Raw genomic sequence first — 18,479 nt, 5'->3', positions numbered from 1 at the left:
CCTGCCGGCTGTGCGGGGCGGCAGACATCAGTACGCCCCAATCATTTTATCGTCAGCGGTGGTTTGGTCGGGTAGCAGCGTTTCCATAGGTGAATAGCTTCTGAGTCACAGCTAGAGCGGTTCACAGAGCGGTTCTATGTTGGAAATGGCGAACATCAGGACGATCTCACGGAACTGTCGATACCAGCCCAGCGCTCGCTCGGCAACGCCGTGCGAGCGCTTCGTTGTCGAGTAGGAAGTTTCGGCCATCCAGCGCTGAGAGGGATGGACCTAATCTACTATATCCACAGAAGATAGTGGGCGGTGGTACAGGCCAACCCACCATCTGATGGGTGACAGGTGTGGACCAGCGGTGGCCGGCGGCGTTTTGCTCGTCGATAAGTTCTACAGAGGAACTTATTACTACCACTGGCCATCTGGTATTCTATCCTCCTATTACTAATAATTTTATCCTCCTGACTCCAAAATGCAGTTGTCTCAATCATTTTCTTGGTACTCAGCAGGGAATAATCAAACGGGAGAGTATCCCTCCAAATGACCACGATATGAGTCGGTACAACTTGTGAACAGCAGGGGCTTATAGAGCTGAATTTCAATGACTTTCCGACGGTTGACTGTCCTCACTGTCAAACCTCGCTACTTCGCCGTGGTACCGCCCATCGCAGCGAGCGGTCCCGTGACGCCGGCGGTCATCGTCTTGCCGGCGGATTGCATCCGCTGACCGGTCGACTCGAACGACGCGCCCATGTCCTCGGCCTGGCCCTGGACGTCCTCGATCGCCGACTTGGCGCCGGAATGATCGATCTCGATCGAGCCTTTGAGTTTCGAAAGCACCCCAATAATTGACACCTCTGTTAATTCTCAGTGCAGGTAAGACAAGTGTTGCTCTGAGGAGATTGACCATATAATTCTATATTCGGCACAATAGTGGAAAATACTGATTTCCATTGCCCCCTAATATTCACAATTGAGGGGTAATCATGGGTTCGCTTAAACTATTTCGGAAGAAAGCCCGCTGGAAGAGGGGAGCCAACAAAACAACACTGTACGAATGCCGTAACTGTGGGCAAAAATTCGCAACAGACGTTGACAAGTGTTCCAACTGCGAATCAAGGGAGATTGCTCACTACGAATTCTAAGCTTCACCCCTTATGGGTATCCATAGAGCTATGTTGCGAAGGGAACGCTGAGTGTCTTGCCAACCTATTTTCGCTATTAGCCATGTATCTTGTTACCTCACATCCCTCTATGAGCCAAATTACCGGGGGAAAAACAATAACATAATAGTTGAGAGAGTGGATTTCATTGAATCAGTTTAGTGAATGCCAAGATTGCGGATTCGTTCTGCAGGCGAGAAGTGAAACTGATCCCAACCCGAAGCGTTGGGATTCATGCCCACGCTGTGACGGCATCGATTTTGAGCTTCTTGATTCATAAAGAGGACTCGGTAGTCTCAGGAAATTCTGATTGTCGAGCAGTCGGTACGAATAATCTCGAGAACGGGATTGAAGTTTTCGGGCGGGTCGAATTCGTGATTAACGTCGTGTACGACGTCCTCGAGACAGTGACCGGCGATAGGAATTCAACGCGATCAATGCAACGGGGCCATCAGTCATTGTCCCGATTATGCTCGTTATTCGCATCGGGAACCAGCCCTGAGACAAGCGTCTCGACTTCGATACCCCACATCCGATCAATCACCAAAAAGCGAGTGCAGTTAGGAGATGCTGGATGTACTGGCCAGCACCATACTGCAGCGTGATAATCGCATGATCGACCTCGACGCCGAGAATCATGATCGTCCAGACGAAAAACAAAAATATCGTGACGGCCCCGCGGGTGCCTGTTGCTTTCGAGGGTATTATGGTTCTCGCAAGACAGTGAAGTTCAGCCCAGAGCCGATCGGCTGGGCGAGACCAGTCCTCGAAAATCGTCGGATCGTTGCAGCGTTCATCGTGTGTGCTCATGTGTCTGGGACTCTCACACCCGTTCGCTTGAGTCGTTTAACTCCGATTCATAGATGTGTTGAATTCGCCGTGACCGATACAGAGCATGAATGCAGTAAACCAATATCGTTTCTTCCGAGACAGTAGTGCTGAATCATCTGCTCAGCCGGCCTGCCTACTGATCGCAGACGTTTTGTCAGAGAAATAGATTCTAGAGCCGTGTACGATACAAGATGTGAGTTTCAGTAGTGACATCAGTGTTTATCCGAGTACAACTGGTTTGTTAACTTATCAAAGCTATTTCAAACGCCGCCAGATTGATGTCAAATAAGCATCTTAATACTGCTAACATTGAGAACTAAAATAGCCTTCCATGCGGATGCTTCCCATAGAACAGGAGTCAGGCTCTGAGTTATTACTACGGAGAACGTACTTTAATTATGAATCCGAAGTTCCCGATTCGTGGAACTGAAAAAGACGGATCCACTACGGTAGAAGTAGTAGAAGCCGTGGCAGCGGTTCTGGATATCCCTCCCGAGGAACTCCCTCCCTTATACCATACAGTAGATGCAGATGCGCTTGACGCTCTCGTTGAGAGCGGGAACAATATAACTGTCCGCTTCGAGTACGAAGGGTTCGAAGTACTCGTGAAACCGGACGAAATCCATCTCCAAGAACGATAACGAGGTTTCGACAGTCACCTAATCGGCCCTCTGCTCGTGCCACATTTGCGCTTTGTATTCAGCAGCGCCTTTCTACCAGCTACCAGATAGGACGTGAGTCGAATCTATGGATTCTTGTGCTAATCCATATCAGACTCTATCTCGGTCGTGGCCGTAAACTCACGTAGGATGTCACCGGCACCATCGCCAAACAGCGTCATCGCTGCCAGAATTGCCACACTAGTCGCCTCTGTCGGAAGGTCCATTCCCAGCGCAGGGGCCACATAGAAGGTGGCAAGCAAGATAACGGCACTGAAGCCGATCTCGATCCGTTCGCGATGTGGGACATTAGTCATAAAGACAAGCCGGGGAATCGAACCCCAGAGCTACCAACTGAGGAATCTACTACCAAGGGACTTATCAAAAGCGGAGTGTTTCAGGTGTGAAATGCAGAAAGTTGCTAACCATGAATTTGGATATCAAATATGATAGAATAGCTATAGACCCCAGAAACGAGTTAATCAATGACAATGTTACGATAAAGATGATCCGCTGTGTACTTTGATCGAACTCACACATCTCTTTTTGGTATGGAATCAAATTATACGATATGACAGATTCTCCTAAAGGACAGAGAGGGATCGCTATCTGTGTCCAATGTGGAAGGAAGTATGCGGCAAAGACACTCTCAGATGGAGGTGTCCAGCCTATCGGATCACCTAGCGGGTGCAAGTCCTGTGGATGTACCGAGTTTAACCCCTTTTCACTGCCGGAGACAGATCCTGATTCCGAGAAAGGGAATCTCCACGGGTGAATATTGCTCGGTGTCAAACCCCTCGTGAGTAGTCCTAAGATGAGTATCATCGACAACGCTTCGAGATACAGGCCAGCTTGAGATTTCACTAGCAGGAGTCTGAGCTAGACTATCGCTGCCTCGAGGGCCTCGCGGATCGAACAGTCGGCCTCGGCATACGCGTCCCAGGATTCGGCCTCGTCGATCTCCTTGTTGAGCTCGCGAACTCGCTCGATAAGATGGTAGCCGGCCAGCATTCGCGAGGAGCTCGAGCGCAGATCGCGTCGTCAGAGTAGTGCTCCGTGTTCCCGCACTCGGCGCAGATCGTCCCTCCCAGACGGAGTCGTTCGCCGAGACGCTCTCGGGTTCGTTCGCGTAGTCGAACCTCCGGCCAGGGTAGTACTCGCGAATCTCGTCGCCGTCTTCGTCCTGGACCTTGTAGGCGTAGATCTGTTGGGCTAGCGATGGTGTCTCTGGTTCTGTGTTTGAGTCCTTCGAGAGACTCTTTTCACCGCGGGCGGCATGCTCTGTACGGTACTGGTAGCCGACTACGACGTCCGGAGCCCGCTGTGGCGGCTTCTCGATAACCTTCAGGCTGCAGAAGTCCCGCACACGGTGTGTTCGTGCTCGAGCTCGTTGAGGACCGACTCGGCGTCCGCTTTCCGACGGCACTTGAACGAGCACATCGCCGTGTCGTAGAACATATGGCTTGGGTGGTAGTCGCTACAGTGGTCGCACTCGTACCAGGCGCTGGTGGAGTCTGTTGCGGACATGGTTGAGAAGTATCTGCGAGAAACCGGCGCTGCCAACGCCGGCTTGTTGTCTCTCGATTAGTAGTTAGGACTAGGTAAAGAAGGTGGGGCCTACACCAATTTGGTTTGGTTGCCGTTGTGTTCGGAATGAGCGCGGGTACTGTTGTACTCCTTGTGAGATAGCGAACTGAAAACGTGTTTCTCGCACTCGTTTTCGGATCGTCGTTCTCTTGCTTAGAACTCTGGCATAGCTATCGTGGAAGTCCTTGGCAGATACGCTTCGTCGTCGATAACTACACTGCCGATTAGTCCACGGTCAGCCGTTGAACTCCTCCGATCCGGAAGTGAGCGGATACTGGACCCATTAGATAACCCGGTCGAAGCCGAAGAAACCTACTGTGGGATTCGTTTACTTGACTACGTACTCAGCGTCGACCGAATAGGTATCGTCGCCGGTGAGCGTTTCTGTCGCGACGTGCTCGCCAGCATCGGGGTTTTCGATGCCATCGATGACTAGCGTCACTTCACCGGCAACATCAGTGTTGTACCGCCCATCGAGGACGAAGGTCGCTGATGACCCGCTGTATTCGTCCGAATTGACGCGGATCACATCGGTCGTACCATCCCCATCGCGGTCTAAATAAACCGTGATGTTTTCGTTCGTGAGTCCGTCGAGGCTCGTTCCCGGTGGATACGCGACGTCGATCGCGTCGACCTCTCCGTCGAAGTCATCAGATGCGTCGTCGAGGGTCCAGGTGTGCGTCGATGCTATGTTGGCGTCGCTCGGACTTGCATCCAAGATATCTGCCACCACTGTCGAATCGCCGTTATAGGCGGTCCAGAGGTCAAATTCTTCCCGATTCAGGTTTTCAGTGACCAGCAGTTTCCGGTCGTCGGCAACGTTGTTCGTGTCGTCGCGTACATCGTCGATATTGAGCCGAAGGTCGGTCCCGATCCCGGCTGCGAGGTCGTCAAGATTTGCACGCTCGGCAGTGGTTTCGCTCCCGCTCCCCATGAGAAGGACGACACCGCCATTCTCGGTGAACTGCTGCACAGCATCGATTTCGTCAGCCGTCCACTCCTCCGGACACGACGAGGCGACAAGTGCCCTTGCTTCGGATAGAGCATACCCAGTGTCGTTGCTGTAGTTGTTGATGCTATGGAGCTCAATGCCAACACCTTCGAGGTACCGCTGATAGAACGCGGTGTCCTCTGCAGAGACTGCGTTGTCTTGATTGAACGTCTTGTGCCCACCATCGATGAGGACCGGCCCTGATGGGTTCGCGTCGTCATGGAGTTCGTCGATCAGGTTCGTGACGAACGTGAAGTGATCGAGATCAGTGGTCTCCTCTTCCCATACTTCGTTGATTGTGACGCCGCCGAAGTAGGCGACGTGCTTCGGGCGATCGACAGCGACGAGGGGAAGGTTTCCGTCGTCGTACTCAACGGTGTAACTCGACGTGTTCTCCTGCACAGCTTCGGGCTCTGCCCATATCGGCACGCGTGAGGGCGGGACTTTGCCGTCCGTCGTGACGATACTCGAGGTGTGCGGGTGCATCGATGTCGAGACATCGCGGTTACGCCACTCTGGGAGCTCGTCTTTCACACCGGCCCACAGTCCCCGGCTGTTTTCGCGGGCAAATCGCTGTGCGGCGAGATACTCGTCCGTATTGCTCATGCTTCCTGCGTAGACGCGGGCGTACCCCTCCTCAATTGCGAACTTATTATAAACGGTGTCGTAGGTGCCGTTACCCTCGCGATCGTATCGGATCTTCGCGAGAAGACGTCCATACTGGTCGATTTCTTCGGACTCACAATCCAATCTGACCTGACACTGCGTCCCGACAGGGAGCTCCTTTTCGGCGAAGTCCGTCGCCTTGTTCCCCCACTCCTCAAGGTGTTCTCCGTCGTCTATGAACTCCCACTCCTCGATCTTCTCGTAGTATGTGTTACCCGACTTTTCAGGCGTGTCGTGACCCAGAACCCGGACGTTGTATTCTGTATCGTTCTCATCAACCAGAATGTCGACCGTGTCGCCGTCGGTGACTTTTGTGATCTCAGCATCATACCAGACGCCACAATTGAGTTCTGAGGCCGCCGCGTAGATCTGACTTGATGTCGCCCCGATACCGAGTGTCGCCGCAATCGATTGCAGGAAACTCCGTCTGCGCATTCGAATAAACTCAAGGTATCAATACATAATAACTTTCCTGTTAGTCAATAAATAGTCCTATGAACGCTCATCAAGCGAATTTCCTGCTAAGTGTTTGATCATAATAATACAGATTGACGTGGGGGAATCGGACTACTATCGCTTGTGGACTGGTTCGAGCCTTGTCGGATTCTTCCCACGGCTAAAGTCATGGGTTTCCTCATTGTATCTCTGTGAGTTCTACCCAAACAGATTCACCTCAGCTGTTAGACACTTGTATTGGGATTTCTTAACTCACGTAAAGAAATTAGATAAGGAAAGTGAATACTATCCCAAAGAATAGAAATAGTCCAGCCCATGTGGTAGTAGCGACAATTCCAGCTAAGAGTAAAGAAGAGCCGATATTATTCAATCTATTTCGTGCGTATCGTTTCACCGTCATGGGAGCAGAGTCTGTTCCATCAGTGAGGAATGACAATATAACACTATTTGAATCTTAGTCAGACGTCCGAATGACTGACACCAGTTCTTTCTGAACTCCTATATAAGAATCTCAAAATTAGGCCGCTGATAAGCGTTACTTCAGTTAATCATTCAGCTGATCATCTGTGCGGATTCAACGGAATTTCATAGAAAATCTTTCTACGCTATCCACAGAATTTTTTCCTTTCACTTGTGGAACTGATCCTAAACAAGTCACTGATTTTCAGTAGATGTTTTGGGCTGTGAACACTATCGGAGACAATGAAATACAGCGGTCATACAATATTTGAAGAGACAGTCTTATACTCACTACTCCTTGTAATAGAGGAACACCCCTTTGTCCTAACGGCTACGCTCCTTATTGGGATCTCGCTGGTCCTACTGTTACTCCCATGGGGACTGCGGTTTTTGGGCACATTACTCGAGAAAAGAACGGAACGTGACTGGAGTGAAACACTCGATAACTATCTCCCGCTCACCCACTTCATCCACGCGTTCGTTCGACTTGGGCAGTTAACCGTGGTAGTCGGTGGAGCCATTGGTCTACTCCATTTGTGGAGCTATGAGTCGCCGGTCTGGTATACAGTTGGAATACTCACTACAATGTGGCCGACACTCTCACGGATACTTGGAAGCGGCGCTGTCCTAATTATTGCGTACGTCAGTGGATTGGCGATTTCGTCATGGATGGATTCTGTCTCTTCGAACACTTCAAGTATCGACCGTCATGATCGGGAAATCATCAAACGTGTTCTACAAATCACTGTTCTCATCACAGCAGTATTATTTATCCTCACACTGTGGAATTTCGATGTTTCTGGACTACTCGTTGGTGCTGGTGTTATCGGGGTAATTCTTGGATTCGCTGCACAGGAAACACTTGGTTCGGTTATTGCGGGACTTATTCTGATGTTCTCTCGCCCCTTCGAAATTGGCGACTGGATTGTTGTTGGAGACGACCGAGGGATCGTTACCGAGATTACGATCGTCCATACCCGGATTCGCGGTCCAAATGGTGAGCACGTTATTATTCCGAACGAAGTTATTGGAAGTCAGACGATCCACAATCGCAGTAGGGAGAACCGTCTCCGATTTTCTGTTGATGTGGGTATCGATTACGAAGCCGATATTGAAACTGCTCGCGAGGTCGCGCAAGAGGCGGTTGAATCCCTCGAAATCGTCGAGGAAACACCGTTCCCATCGGTTCGTATTGAAGAGTTAGATGATTCGTCTGTCGTGCTCCGAATTCGGTTCTGGGTTAACAAGCCTAATACGGAGAAGATGTGGAAGGCAGAGGATGAGGCGCTTGAAGCCGTGAAGACGGCACTCGAGGATGCTGGAATCAATATCCCTTATCCTCATCTTCGATCGGTTACAGAGGAAAAGCCGACGAAAAGCAAACACACAATTGCTAATAACAACGATTAATACACTCTACGCTATTGAGGACGCGAAATTCCGAGCGTTTGGATATTGCAGTTTGCAGTTCCCTTGTTCTTTCAGGGGTTCGTCTGCTCTTATGGTCGCACAGACAAGCATTCGTTACATTTCTCCTTTGAAAATTGGCGGTATCTGGGCTCGTATTCGCGGAGTAGGTCGTTGAAGACATCCGCTTTCGACGTGTCTCGTCTATCATCAACCCCTTTCGATACTCTATCCTTTCGGAGTTACATTCTTGTTGTCTGGATGAGACAAGTGTGGTATGTATGATTTCATTGTTGTCGGCGTTGGTCCCGCCGGGTCACGATTCGCCCGGCGAGCCTCCGAGTACGGCCACGATGTCCTCGCCTTAGAGCAAGGGACGATCGGCACGCCGCTGGCCTGCTCGGGTCACGTTAGTACGGACATCTGGAATATAACAGGTAAGGATGCACGTGAGGAACTGTTCCAGAACGAGATCTACGGTGCGCGCTTCCACGTCGGCGGCCCTCGCAGCGACGCTTACCCCTTCTATAAGCGCGAGGTTGCCTCGAACGTCATCGACCGCGTCGGGCTGGATCGTCACCTTGCCAACCTCGCTCGCGAGGCCGGCGCCGACGTTCGGGAGCGCCACTCTGTCATGAGCGTCACTGAACAGCACGACCGTGTCGAGGTCATTGCGAGCGGCCCCGACGGTCCAGTCACCTACGAGGCAAAGATGATAGCGGGCTGTGATGGCCCACGCTCGAGGGTCCGAAACGAGGTTGGACTTCCCGAGCCCGACGAGCTACTCCACGGGGTACTGGCGTTCTCCGAAGAAGATGATTGCCAGGACTTCGTCGACGTCCACCTCACGCCGCCGACCTTCTTCGCCTGGCGGATCCCCCGCGGCGAGGCCGGCGTCGAGTACGGCCTCGCGGCTCCGCCGGGCGTCGAGGTGACCAAACACTTCGCGGAGCTGATCGACGGCTACGAGATCGATGTCGCCCGCCGGTGTTCGGGCGTGATCCCGATCGGCCCCGCGGATCGGGTGACGAGCCGCCGGACCTTCCTGATCGGCGACGCTGCAGCCCAGACCAAACCGTTCACCGGCGGCGGGATCCTCTACGGGACGACGGCCGCGGACCACGCGGCCCGCGAGATCGACCCCGATCGGCCGACCACCGTCGCGGCCTACGAACGCGCCTGGCGCGAGGACTTGGAGCACGACCAGCGCTTAGGCCACTGGCTCCGACGAGCTTACTCCCTGCCCGAACCGGTCCAGCGCCTGGGTCTGGGCACGCTCTCAGGCGAAATCGCGGTCCACATGGATCGGCCTACATCGTTGGTTTCGCCAGACCACCTGAGGACGATACTCTCGCGGTTGCGACTTTAATTTGCCTTAACACTCGCTAATTCGCCTTAACACTCGCTAATTTGCTGCTACAATCTATGTGTTCAATATCCCCACGGCCCCTTGTCTCGAGTGCCCGCAAGGGCATAGGTGCAATCTCCAGTTGCTTACCAACTGAAGGGGTTCCCCCTCCTTCACTGGTAAGATGTTGCACCAGCATCCCACCTACCATTCCCACCACCATTCGCTTTTGGAGGACGTAGTTTTCTAGAGGGTCGACGGTAATAGGTGGCACTTCAACTATCCTTCCATCAGACTAAGGAACGCCGCACCAGGAGCGTTCCCGACGCCGTCGAGAATACGTTTGTCGATACAGTCAGCAAACTACTCAAAACACTGCTCTCCCCGAATGGTAGGGTGACGTGCTCCCACGACTACAGTCGTGTGCTTCCCGAGGTTCCTATGTTACTCCCGTCAATTCGGATGGTTGGGAATCTGAGCTTCGTGTGCCGACAAGCACTGGCAGCGCCACGCTACCGATACTCGTTCCTTCATGGGGTGGCGAGTTATCTGAGGCATTTACTGTCGGCTGGCGTGGTCGGCTTACTTGTTTGATTTCAGCTCTCGCCGTGGCAAACACCGAGTCAACTGCCAGTTTTCCACGCACAATTAGTAGTACTGTGGTGAGTAGATTCAATCTGACGGCGCGTCTCCCACGACTGAAGTCGTGGGTTTTGCGTCTGCACTTCTTTATAAAAATCCCTATAAATAATAGTACTAATTCACAACTTCTGAGAACGCTCCAAAATTAATTATATTTAATATATCCAATAGCAGTAATATGGGAACTTCAAAAAGCGATGAAGATGGATCATTTCATCGGAGATCGTATCTCAAAATGACCGGTGCTGCAGTTTTGGGAACACCCTTCATCGGAACGGCAGTAGCTTCCGACCATAAGACCGTTACTGTCCCCAAGAACGAGCGAAAAGTCGTTGAGGTCGGCGATGCCGAAACCCTCGAGAACGTTACGTACGACGTGACGGCCTCCGGAGCAGGTGTGACGATCGTCGCGAATGGGACCGACTGGACAATCCGCAACATCGCGGTTGCTGGTGCAGTTGACATGGGTAACCGCACGATCATCGGAGCGGCCGATACCGGCGGCGGAACGTCACGTATCAAGAACGTGTGGCTCGGTGACGGGTGCCTCCGTAAGGAAGACGGCGCAACCGGAATCTGGGTTGACCCGGATCATGAAGGCCATCTCGAGATCGAACGCGTTAATGTTCAGGAGATGAGCGACAACGGATTTTACTGTTCGGCGCCAGGTACTGACTGGGGAAGCGGTGGCACCGTTGCTATACGAGACTGTTACGCAGCGAACAACTGGATCTCACAGTATCGACTCGCTGAAGGGACCATTGAAAACTGCGTCGCGTCCGTTACCGACAGTCGAGAGAAACGCCACGGACGGGGCATCTGGGCGTGGTCGCCGGGCCCTGTAAAAGTGCGAGACAGCCACTTCGATATGAACGGGAACCACTACTCGTTCGTCGCTGGTGCAAATGATAAGGGAAGTCAAATTGATGTCTTCGATACAGAGTGGAACGACGAGTTCCATGGCGGGTGGCGAACAATCGCCGACGGAACGGTTAATTTTGAAGGAGGTAACGGTAATAGTCCGCAGAACTTTGTCCCCCAGGGATGTCCAACGTCGGCTGCAGAAGCGGTTTGTACCGAGAAGAAAAAGGAGAATTCCGAGGGCAACGAATCCGAGAGTGAGAATCCGTTGATTGACGATTATCGCAGTACCGAAACCGGTGCTGTTGAGATCGATGGACTTTGGGATGCGCTCATCGATTGGGAGCGTGGCGATATTGGAATGAGCCTTCTAATCGACGTCTTCAGCGCATGGTTCGGTAGTTAGCTGGATTGAGACAGTGAACTCCCTCCCCAGCGAGTGCCGAAGGCGCGAGCAGGGAGGGGATGCGGATGACGAGGACTTCGAATTTTGGATGGCACACTTGCAGTACCGCGACGGTGACTGGTATCTCCACGCCTCAATGCGGAAAGTCGAGACAGACGAGGAACCGTCTGAATCCGAGTCTAAGCACAGAACAGTCCTTGGTGTGGATTTGGGCGTCAACAACCTTGCCGTTGCTTCGACAGGGCGGTTCTGGTCGGCAGACGAGTTCAACAGTGCAGGTACGAGAACCACGCGGACTACAACGCTGCAAAGAACATCGGTTTGCAGTATCTCCGTCATCGGCAAAACGCAGACGATGGAGGCGCACCCGTAGATGTGCGCTTGAATCGCGGGACGCTGAACGTGAACGGGGAGTACGTACCCCCTGCCTCTATTCAGGCATAGAACGGGAGTCCACGCGAAAGCCTGGGGGTCGTACGGAAAATCGAAGATCTTCCGTGATGACGAAAGGTCTTCGACCTTTCGAACCACTTGACCCCGAGGTGATTTACCATGGACGTTCTTGCAAAGCTCGCCGCTTTATTTAGTCTCTATCTATCCAAACTTTATGTTTCTGTAGTCCAACTATCAACTAACAATGGTCTGGTCTGTTCGATTCCGTGAGGATGAAAATGAAATAGAGGAAGCCGAAGCCGATGCAGCTCTTCCCACATGCTCCGAGTGTGAATCAGGCAATATCATCCAAAAATCTAACACAGGAGAACGGATCTGTGAGGACTGTGGTCTTGTTGTCGAAGATGAAATGATTGATTCGGGACCAGAGTGGCGTGCCTTCAATCACAACGAACGTCAGAAGAAATCCCGTGTGGGTGCTCCAACGACCCAAACAATGCACGATAAGGGGCTCACCACTCAGATTGACTGGAAAAATAAAGATGCCTATGGACGATCAATCTCCTCAAAAAAGCGTTCGCAGATGAATCGACTTCGGAAATGGCAAACTCGTATCCGTACAAAAGACGCCGGTGAGCGGAATCTCCAGTTCGCACTCAGCGAGATTGATCGCATGGCGAGTGCACTTGGTGTTCCGCGAGCAGTCCGTGAGGTAACAAGCGTGATTTACCGACGAGCACTGCAGGAAGATCTCATTCGTGGTCGATCAATTGAGGGTGTCGCCACAGCTGCGTTGTATGCTGGGTGTCGGCAAGAAGGAATCCCACGCTCACTAGAGGAGGTCACAGAGGTTTCGCGTATTGAGCGAATAGAAGTAAGTCGTACTTATCGGTATATTTCGAACGAGCTTGGTCTTGAACTGCTTCCTATCGATCCAAAACAGTATGTGCCCCGTTTCACCTCAAAATTGGATTTGCCCCAAGAGGTCGAAGCTAAGGCCAAGGAAATTATTGACGAAACTGCTGATCCCTTGCTTTCGGGGAGGGGTCCATCTGGATTTGCTGCTGCCGCTATTTACGCTGCTTCTTTACTTTGCAACGAGAAACGAACACAAAAAGAGGTCGCAAATATCGCTCAAGTCACTGAAGTTACTATTCGAAATCGATATCAGGAGCAAATCGAAATGCTAGGAGTACGGTGAACTACCCCACCTTACTCCGCTCGCTACATAGAGGGTGGGCCTTCCTGTTTCTATGACAAGATTGAATGCAGGTTGTGGTATCCGTGCCCGCCTCTCCTCTCATACTCGTCTTTCGACTCACGTGGAGTTGACAACACCCGAACGCGTCGTTCGTATCAGTGAGGGTCAGTCCCCTGACTTGGACTTGTCACTACCTGTCTCACCTAAATCACGAGGCGGAGGCCTTTTCCTCAACGGAGTGAACGAAGCGAACGGAGTAGGTGGGGAGGAGCCGACAGTACCACAATGAACCACGTTCTTCGGCAGTCCTACTCTTGAGCGTTTAAGTAACACCGCCACGTTATGTGAAACGTCGTGGAACACCGTCGTACCGCCGTAATCAAGCTCGACGTGCCTCAGGACGCCGATACGCCCCTCCGCGAGACGGTCGAGCAATTCAAACACTGTGCGAACACCGCGAGCGAATGGTGTTGACATGGCGACGACGGATACCACGTTACCTCGAAGGCCAAAGCCGAACGTGCCTTGTACGACCAACTGCGGGACGAAACCGACCTCACCGCGAACCTCGTTCAGAAAGGAGTCCGCCGGGCGGTCGAAGCCGTCAAGAGCGATGTCGCATGACTGAAGCGCGGTGAACGAACGTCGCAACCCCACTTCTCCGCCGATAGCGCGGTCTATGACAAACGTAGCGCGACGTTCCACCGCGACTACGTTTCGCTTTCTACTGTCAACGGGCGCGTCGAGTGCGACTACATCCTTCCCGACGACCCCGAACGCCACCCACGGGCGTACCTCGAAGACGAGGACTATGAGTTCCGCATAGCGAACCTACAACGTCGAGACGGCGAGTGGTTTCTTCATGCGTCCATGCAGAAGGTCGAAGCCGACGATCCCGAACCCGACACCGGGCACAGAACAGTCCTCGGTGTAGACCTCGGGGTGAACAATATCGCTATTTCGTCTACCGGTACGTTTTGGTCCGCCGATGGGATCAACCACTGGCGGAAGGAGTACGAGAAGCACCGTGGCTCACTTCAACAGACTGGGACGCGAGCCGCCCATGAAGCCATCGAAGGCGTCGGTCCCAAGGAGTACGGACGCTTCGAGATATACCTTCATGGCGTAGCGAACGAACTTATTGAGGAAGCCGTCGAACACGGTTGTTCGCACATCGTCTTCGAGGACCTGACGCATATCCGCGAGAACATCCCGCAGGCGACGTGGCAACACGTCTGGGTGTTTAGGCGGTTGTTCCAATACGTCGAGTACAAGGCGGCAGAGCACGACGTCGAAGCCGTACAAGTCCCGCCGAACCACACGTTTCAACGCTGTTCGACGTGCGGCTGTACTCATGAGGACAACCGTGACGGCGAGCACTTTGAGTGCTTGAAATACGGGTATCAGAACCACACGGATTACAACGCGGCGAAGAACATCGGCTTTCGGTATCTACGTCGGAGGAAAAACGCAGCTGACGGAGGCGCACCTGTAGACGTTGCGCTGAATCGCGAGACGCTGGACGTGAGTGGGGAGTACGTCCCCCCTGCACCATGGACGGTAGCGTAAGCCCATGTGCGGTAGGGCGGAGTAGTTTACGCGCAATTATTTATCTCATTTTTCATATAGGATATAAACAAAACATCAGTATAGATGATTTAAATATTACAAACTTGTTCGCTTAGTCGCTTTAGGAAAAAATAACACTATAACTGAAATTATAACATCCACTGATATCAAGTTCTAATGATCATTTACCGCTAACGGGTGTGCCGACATCTACTCCGTGTGAAAATAGTGATAGACAATTTGTATTCTATTTCAGGTATTCGTCAAAATAGCTTGCTAAAGACGACAGTTACGGTAATAGACCCTTCACACAGAAGTCTAACAGAGGTCAAAGAAGATAATATTTCTGATGGTTAGATAGCCGCACAATTACAAAACCCAAGTAGCACTACCTAACTGCTCGCATGATGTTACAACTACAACCCGCCCAACAACTTCCAAACTGGCTTCAGGACCCAATTGCCGAGTTGGTCACGTTCCTCCCGCGCCTAGTCGGTGCACTGATAATCCTCTTCATCGGCTGGATAATCGGTCGGTTCGCTGCGCGAGTCGTTCAACGACTTGCTGATGGTATCGAACTTGATCGCATGGTCCTTGAAACGCCGCTGGGTCGTATGCTCGGTGGTACTGAACAGGCTGTTTCCAGGGCGTTTGGCTCACTGGCAAAATGGTTTGTCTATGCGCTCGCGATCCTAGCAGCGGCAAATGCCCTCGCAATCACGTTGCTCTCGGAGTGGATTTCGATAGCGGTTGCGTATTTGCCAGCCTTCATTGCCGGACTACTTGTAATCGTTCTTGGTTTTATCGTCGCAGATTTCATCGGTGACATCATTGAGCGAATGCAACTTGCGACTGAATCTGCGTACACAAGTTGGTTTGCCAACGGTGCCCGGATGTTTCTTTACTTTACAGCGATTGTTATCGGCCTCGATACAATGGGAATTGATGTTGCTATCCTCTACGTGTTTGCGCGAGCACTTGCATGGGGACTCGCTGCAGCCGTTGCCATCGGCGTCGGTGTTGCGTTTGGCTGGGGCGGTAAGGACTATGTCTCGGAAAACATTGATCGATGGATGGGACGCACTGCGGACATGGCGCCCGACGAAGGTAGTTCCAGCGGCCAATCGGGCACAGGTAGCCAGTCTTCGACTCAAGCTCGTGATGCTGACCGCGACTCTGGAACTGAACCCGGTCCTAGTACGGACGACGATTAGGCGCTACTCTGTGGCCGGTTAACCCTGTGGTGTATTTTTGGTTGACTTCGATGCAAAGAAAGGTTTCACCGGCACAACGACGAATGATCTAACGATCTTATCGTTCTTACGTTTCCACTTTTTCAGATGTGTAATTGTGTAGGTATCATTGTAACAGGATTCTATCTGCTTGAGAGCAGTCTCAAATTCGTCTTTGTCAAATTGAGCAGCGGAAATACAGTCGCTGACTACCGCAATCCTGTCTGTGCGTGCATAAATGTTGAGACGCCCCTCAAAGACGTATTCCAGCTTTTCAATCCCTCTATAGATATCACTCTCTGATAGCGAGCCAGGCTCGACTGGGAGAGAGATATATGCTTGATATTGATCTGGCTGATTTGTAACGTGTCGCTTCCAGAATTGTCTCATAAACACCAATAATTGATTACTTGAAATCATCTCCAGTCGTTCTTAGATGTGTCTCGCAGACACCGGTAATACGTCCTTTGTTATCGACCGTGGACGACCGATAACTCACTTGCTTCGCGTCACGTTCGGGAGAGCTTTATACGAGCACTAGCTACCGTATCACAGCCATGAGACAACGGTTTTCTATTCCTTGGTCAGCGAGGGTCGCTTGTTCTCTTACACTCATTGCCGTCGGTATTGCCGGTAATACTGGATTGAATTCGCAATACAGGTTTCTATCAACTTTTCTGCTGATGGCTGTTGGTCTCTTTGGCATAGTAAATTCTGCCCGCAATTACACCACAACGCGGCTTCGCATTGCGACAAAACGATGGTGGCTGCTCTCAGTTATCACTTTTATCCCATATGGATTGGTAGCAACTCCTACAAGTGAACTAGCTGCTGGTACTGCACTCCCTGACACAATTGTCATGCTCACACTTGAGTCAATTGCTGGAGCAGTTGTCTGCTGTGCAGTAGCAATAACAGTATTATACAGCTTTGCTACTTTCGGCGTATATCCAGGACAACCATCGCCAGAAGAACGGATTCTAACCAATGATCGAGATTGACGTTTCCAATCACCAATGAGATACGCACGACGAACTAACTATCCAAACTGGAGTTTCACTCCGTTTTGGGATGGTGCTCACCTCTTTCTCAATGAAAACCTCAAGAGCATTGACACCCACCCGCGCCTAAAGACGCGGGAATCCACGAAGTGGAGTTTGAGGTTCCGTGTTTCCTCGGGGTTCAAGGACGCTTTCGCGTGACCCTTCGACGGTAGCCATCCAATTGTGACCGAGGATCTGCATTACAACGGGAACAGTCCTGTCAATGGGACCTTCCCATCCAGGCGTACTGGACGTTTCGATGGGAATACCGCTTCCCTCCACGGTCGGGTATTCAGCCGACTGGGTACCACCATTCGCGTCTCCATTACGAGGACGTGGTGGATTGATTCTGGTTTTGTTACCCATCACGGTCGCTGGTCGAAGACCAGTTGACGGTGAAACCGTCGTGCCGTACGTGGGGAAGACCATCACCACGTAGTACGTTCGAACCAACATAATATTGACGGCTTCAAACACAGATGTGCTATCGTCGGTGGCTCGTGTCACTTAGTGACGGCGCGTATCCACGGCCTCAAGGCCGTGGCATTGCGCCTGTTCAACCTGTAACGCAAATTCGGCGGTTGGACTTCTCGAAATGCCCTCTCAACGATATCCGTCAAGGCGTTCTGGAAATGGTCAAACCGTTCGTCTATATGCCACTCAGCGACGTCGTGTTCTTGCAGTCGTTTGAGTGTCGTGTGCATCTCCTTGTGGAGTGCTCGAGCGCGACCACCGTCGTAGATGTACGGTTGGTCAGAGTATCGTTCTGACAGGCACAGCCTGTCAGCAGTTTGGACTCACCGATATCGAACCCAATTCGAGTCGGGTCGTCCGGTGTGTCTGGTTCGTCCACGCCGTACTCGACAATGACGTGTAGCATCCAGTTCGTGCGGTGCTGTTGGAGCCGGAACTCGCAGACCGTCACGTTCTCGCCTTTGAGCAGGTAGAACAGACGAAAAAGGACCGATGTTTGGTTATATCCTCCTGTTGCTACGATCTCCAAGCCTACTGAACAGCTGTCTCGATAGCTTCCAGCTCATCTTTCCGGAACGACGATGGTGCCTCCTCCGGATTTTCCTCTTCTGAAACATCGATCTTCCACAAGATTCCTGCCCTCATTTTTGCTTTCGGGGGCAGGCGTCCGTTCGTATCAATCTCATATCCCACCGCATCACAAATTGCGGCTAGGTCCTCTTTCGTGAACACTGCCGATTCCTCTCGTTCAAATCGCCCTACAGCTACCCTGATTTCATTTCGGAATTCATTGACGGTTTTGGCCATACCCGCCACGACACGTACCTACATTGTCTTTGTTCCGGTCAACTCCGGACCCGATAAGCACCCCAGACGATGAGATCGTATGTCTGGTCGGTGTTCGACATGAACATCGGTCGCTTAGCTGTCACCAACCCACCCCTAAACAGTAGTTGCTGAAGTGACCAAGCGACGATTGTCGTTGTCCTCGTTGTCTCGATATGGTCGAGACAACTGAGGCAACGCAGGTGACTCGCGCAGCGTCGTCACTGCTGTTTCCTGAACTTGAGTTCGGAATCGCTGCTAACACCACATAT

At 51.9% G+C, this 18,479-nt stretch carries 13 protein-coding genes and 4 pseudogenes; 9 read left to right on the top strand and 8 right to left on the bottom strand.

Annotated features, from left to right (window positions below):
• Positions 1-111: 111 nt before the first annotated feature.
• The 3 genes and pseudogenes from GWG54_RS18855 to GWG54_RS18845 form a co-directional block, all read right to left on the bottom strand.
• Positions 112-261, bottom strand: a pseudogene (locus tag GWG54_RS18855) (IS5/IS1182 family transposase); the annotation flags it as partial.
• 375 nt (positions 262-636) lie between these two features.
• On the bottom strand, positions 637-849 hold the full coding sequence (locus GWG54_RS18850) for a hypothetical protein (RefSeq protein WP_167939207.1): 213 nt from the start codon (positions 847-849) through the stop codon (positions 637-639).
• A gap of 848 nt (positions 850-1,697) precedes the next feature.
• A complete protein-coding gene (locus GWG54_RS18845) occupies positions 1,698-1,967 on the bottom strand; it encodes a hypothetical protein (protein WP_167939206.1) in 270 nt (89 codons plus the stop codon).
• A 419-nt stretch (positions 1,968-2,386) separates the two neighbouring features.
• On the opposite strand from GWG54_RS18845, the gene GWG54_RS18840 reads away from it, so the two are divergent.
• Positions 2,387-2,629: a HalOD1 output domain-containing protein gene (locus GWG54_RS18840; protein ID WP_167939205.1), complete on the top strand. Its 243-nt coding sequence runs from the start codon at positions 2,387-2,389 to the stop codon at positions 2,627-2,629.
• Between the two features lie 897 nt (positions 2,630-3,526).
• Here the strand turns inward: GWG54_RS18840 and GWG54_RS21230 are convergent.
• The 3 genes from GWG54_RS21230 to GWG54_RS18830 all read right to left on the bottom strand — a co-directional run bounded on the left by GWG54_RS21230 (position 3,527) and on the right by GWG54_RS18830 (position 6,326).
• Positions 3,527-3,658 (bottom strand): hypothetical protein, encoded by a 132-nt coding sequence (locus GWG54_RS21230; protein WP_280842119.1) that lies wholly within the window; start codon positions 3,656-3,658, stop codon positions 3,527-3,529.
• Between the two features lie 333 nt (positions 3,659-3,991).
• Positions 3,992-4,174: a hypothetical protein gene (locus GWG54_RS18835; protein WP_167939204.1), complete on the bottom strand. Its 183-nt coding sequence runs from the start codon at positions 4,172-4,174 to the stop codon at positions 3,992-3,994.
• 388 nt (positions 4,175-4,562) lie between these two features.
• Positions 4,563-6,326 (bottom strand): thermonuclease family protein, encoded by a 1,764-nt coding sequence (locus GWG54_RS18830; RefSeq protein ID WP_167939203.1) that lies wholly within the window; start codon positions 6,324-6,326, stop codon positions 4,563-4,565.
• A gap of 723 nt (positions 6,327-7,049) precedes the next feature.
• Here GWG54_RS18830 and GWG54_RS18825 point away from each other — a divergent pair.
• From GWG54_RS18825 to GWG54_RS18790, 8 genes and pseudogenes are all read left to right on the top strand, one after another.
• Positions 7,050-8,216, top strand: a complete 1,167-nt coding sequence (locus tag GWG54_RS18825) for a mechanosensitive ion channel family protein (protein ID WP_167939202.1) — start codon at positions 7,050-7,052, stop codon at positions 8,214-8,216.
• 274 nt (positions 8,217-8,490) lie between these two features.
• Positions 8,491-9,582 carry a geranylgeranyl reductase family protein gene (locus tag GWG54_RS18820; RefSeq protein ID WP_167939201.1) on the top strand — a complete coding sequence of 364 codons (1,092 nt, stop codon included), beginning with the start codon at positions 8,491-8,493 and terminating at the stop codon, positions 9,580-9,582.
• 799 nt (positions 9,583-10,381) lie between these two features.
• Entirely contained in the window at positions 10,382-11,470 is a 1,089-nt protein-coding gene (locus GWG54_RS18815; RefSeq protein ID WP_167939200.1) for a hypothetical protein, read from the top strand.
• A gap of 67 nt (positions 11,471-11,537) precedes the next feature.
• Positions 11,538-11,914, top strand: a pseudogene (locus GWG54_RS21035) (hypothetical protein); the annotation flags it as partial.
• Between the two features lie 193 nt (positions 11,915-12,107).
• Positions 12,108-13,064, top strand: a complete 957-nt coding sequence (locus tag GWG54_RS18805) for a transcription initiation factor IIB family protein (RefSeq protein WP_167939199.1) — start codon at positions 12,108-12,110, stop codon at positions 13,062-13,064.
• 354 nt (positions 13,065-13,418) lie between these two features.
• Positions 13,419-14,633: pseudogene (locus tag GWG54_RS18800) on the top strand (RNA-guided endonuclease InsQ/TnpB family protein).
• Positions 14,634-15,040: 407 nt separating this feature from the next.
• The gene (locus GWG54_RS18795; protein WP_167939198.1) at positions 15,041-15,847 is read left to right on the top strand and encodes a hypothetical protein; all 807 of its coding nucleotides are present in this window, start codon (positions 15,041-15,043) and stop codon (positions 15,845-15,847) included.
• Between the two features lie 575 nt (positions 15,848-16,422).
• Complete coding sequence (locus tag GWG54_RS18790) at positions 16,423-16,866, top strand: DUF1467 domain-containing protein (RefSeq protein WP_167939197.1); 444 nt, start codon at positions 16,423-16,425, stop codon at positions 16,864-16,866.
• 629 nt (positions 16,867-17,495) lie between these two features.
• Here GWG54_RS18790 and GWG54_RS21030 read toward each other — a convergent pair.
• A pseudogene (locus tag GWG54_RS21030) lies at positions 17,496-17,851 on the bottom strand (RNA-guided endonuclease TnpB family protein); the annotation flags it as partial.
• Between the two features lie 62 nt (positions 17,852-17,913).
• Entirely contained in the window at positions 17,914-18,189 is a 276-nt protein-coding gene (locus GWG54_RS18780) for a hypothetical protein (RefSeq protein ID WP_167939196.1), read from the bottom strand.
• Between the last annotated feature and the right edge of the window lie 290 nt (positions 18,190-18,479).

Origin of the sequence: Natronococcus sp. JC468 (genome assembly GCF_012163165.1) — an archaeon.
GTDB lineage: Archaea > Halobacteriota > Halobacteria > Halobacteriales > Natrialbaceae > Natronococcus > Natronococcus jeotgali.
This window is presented reverse-complemented; position numbering and strand designations above follow the sequence as displayed.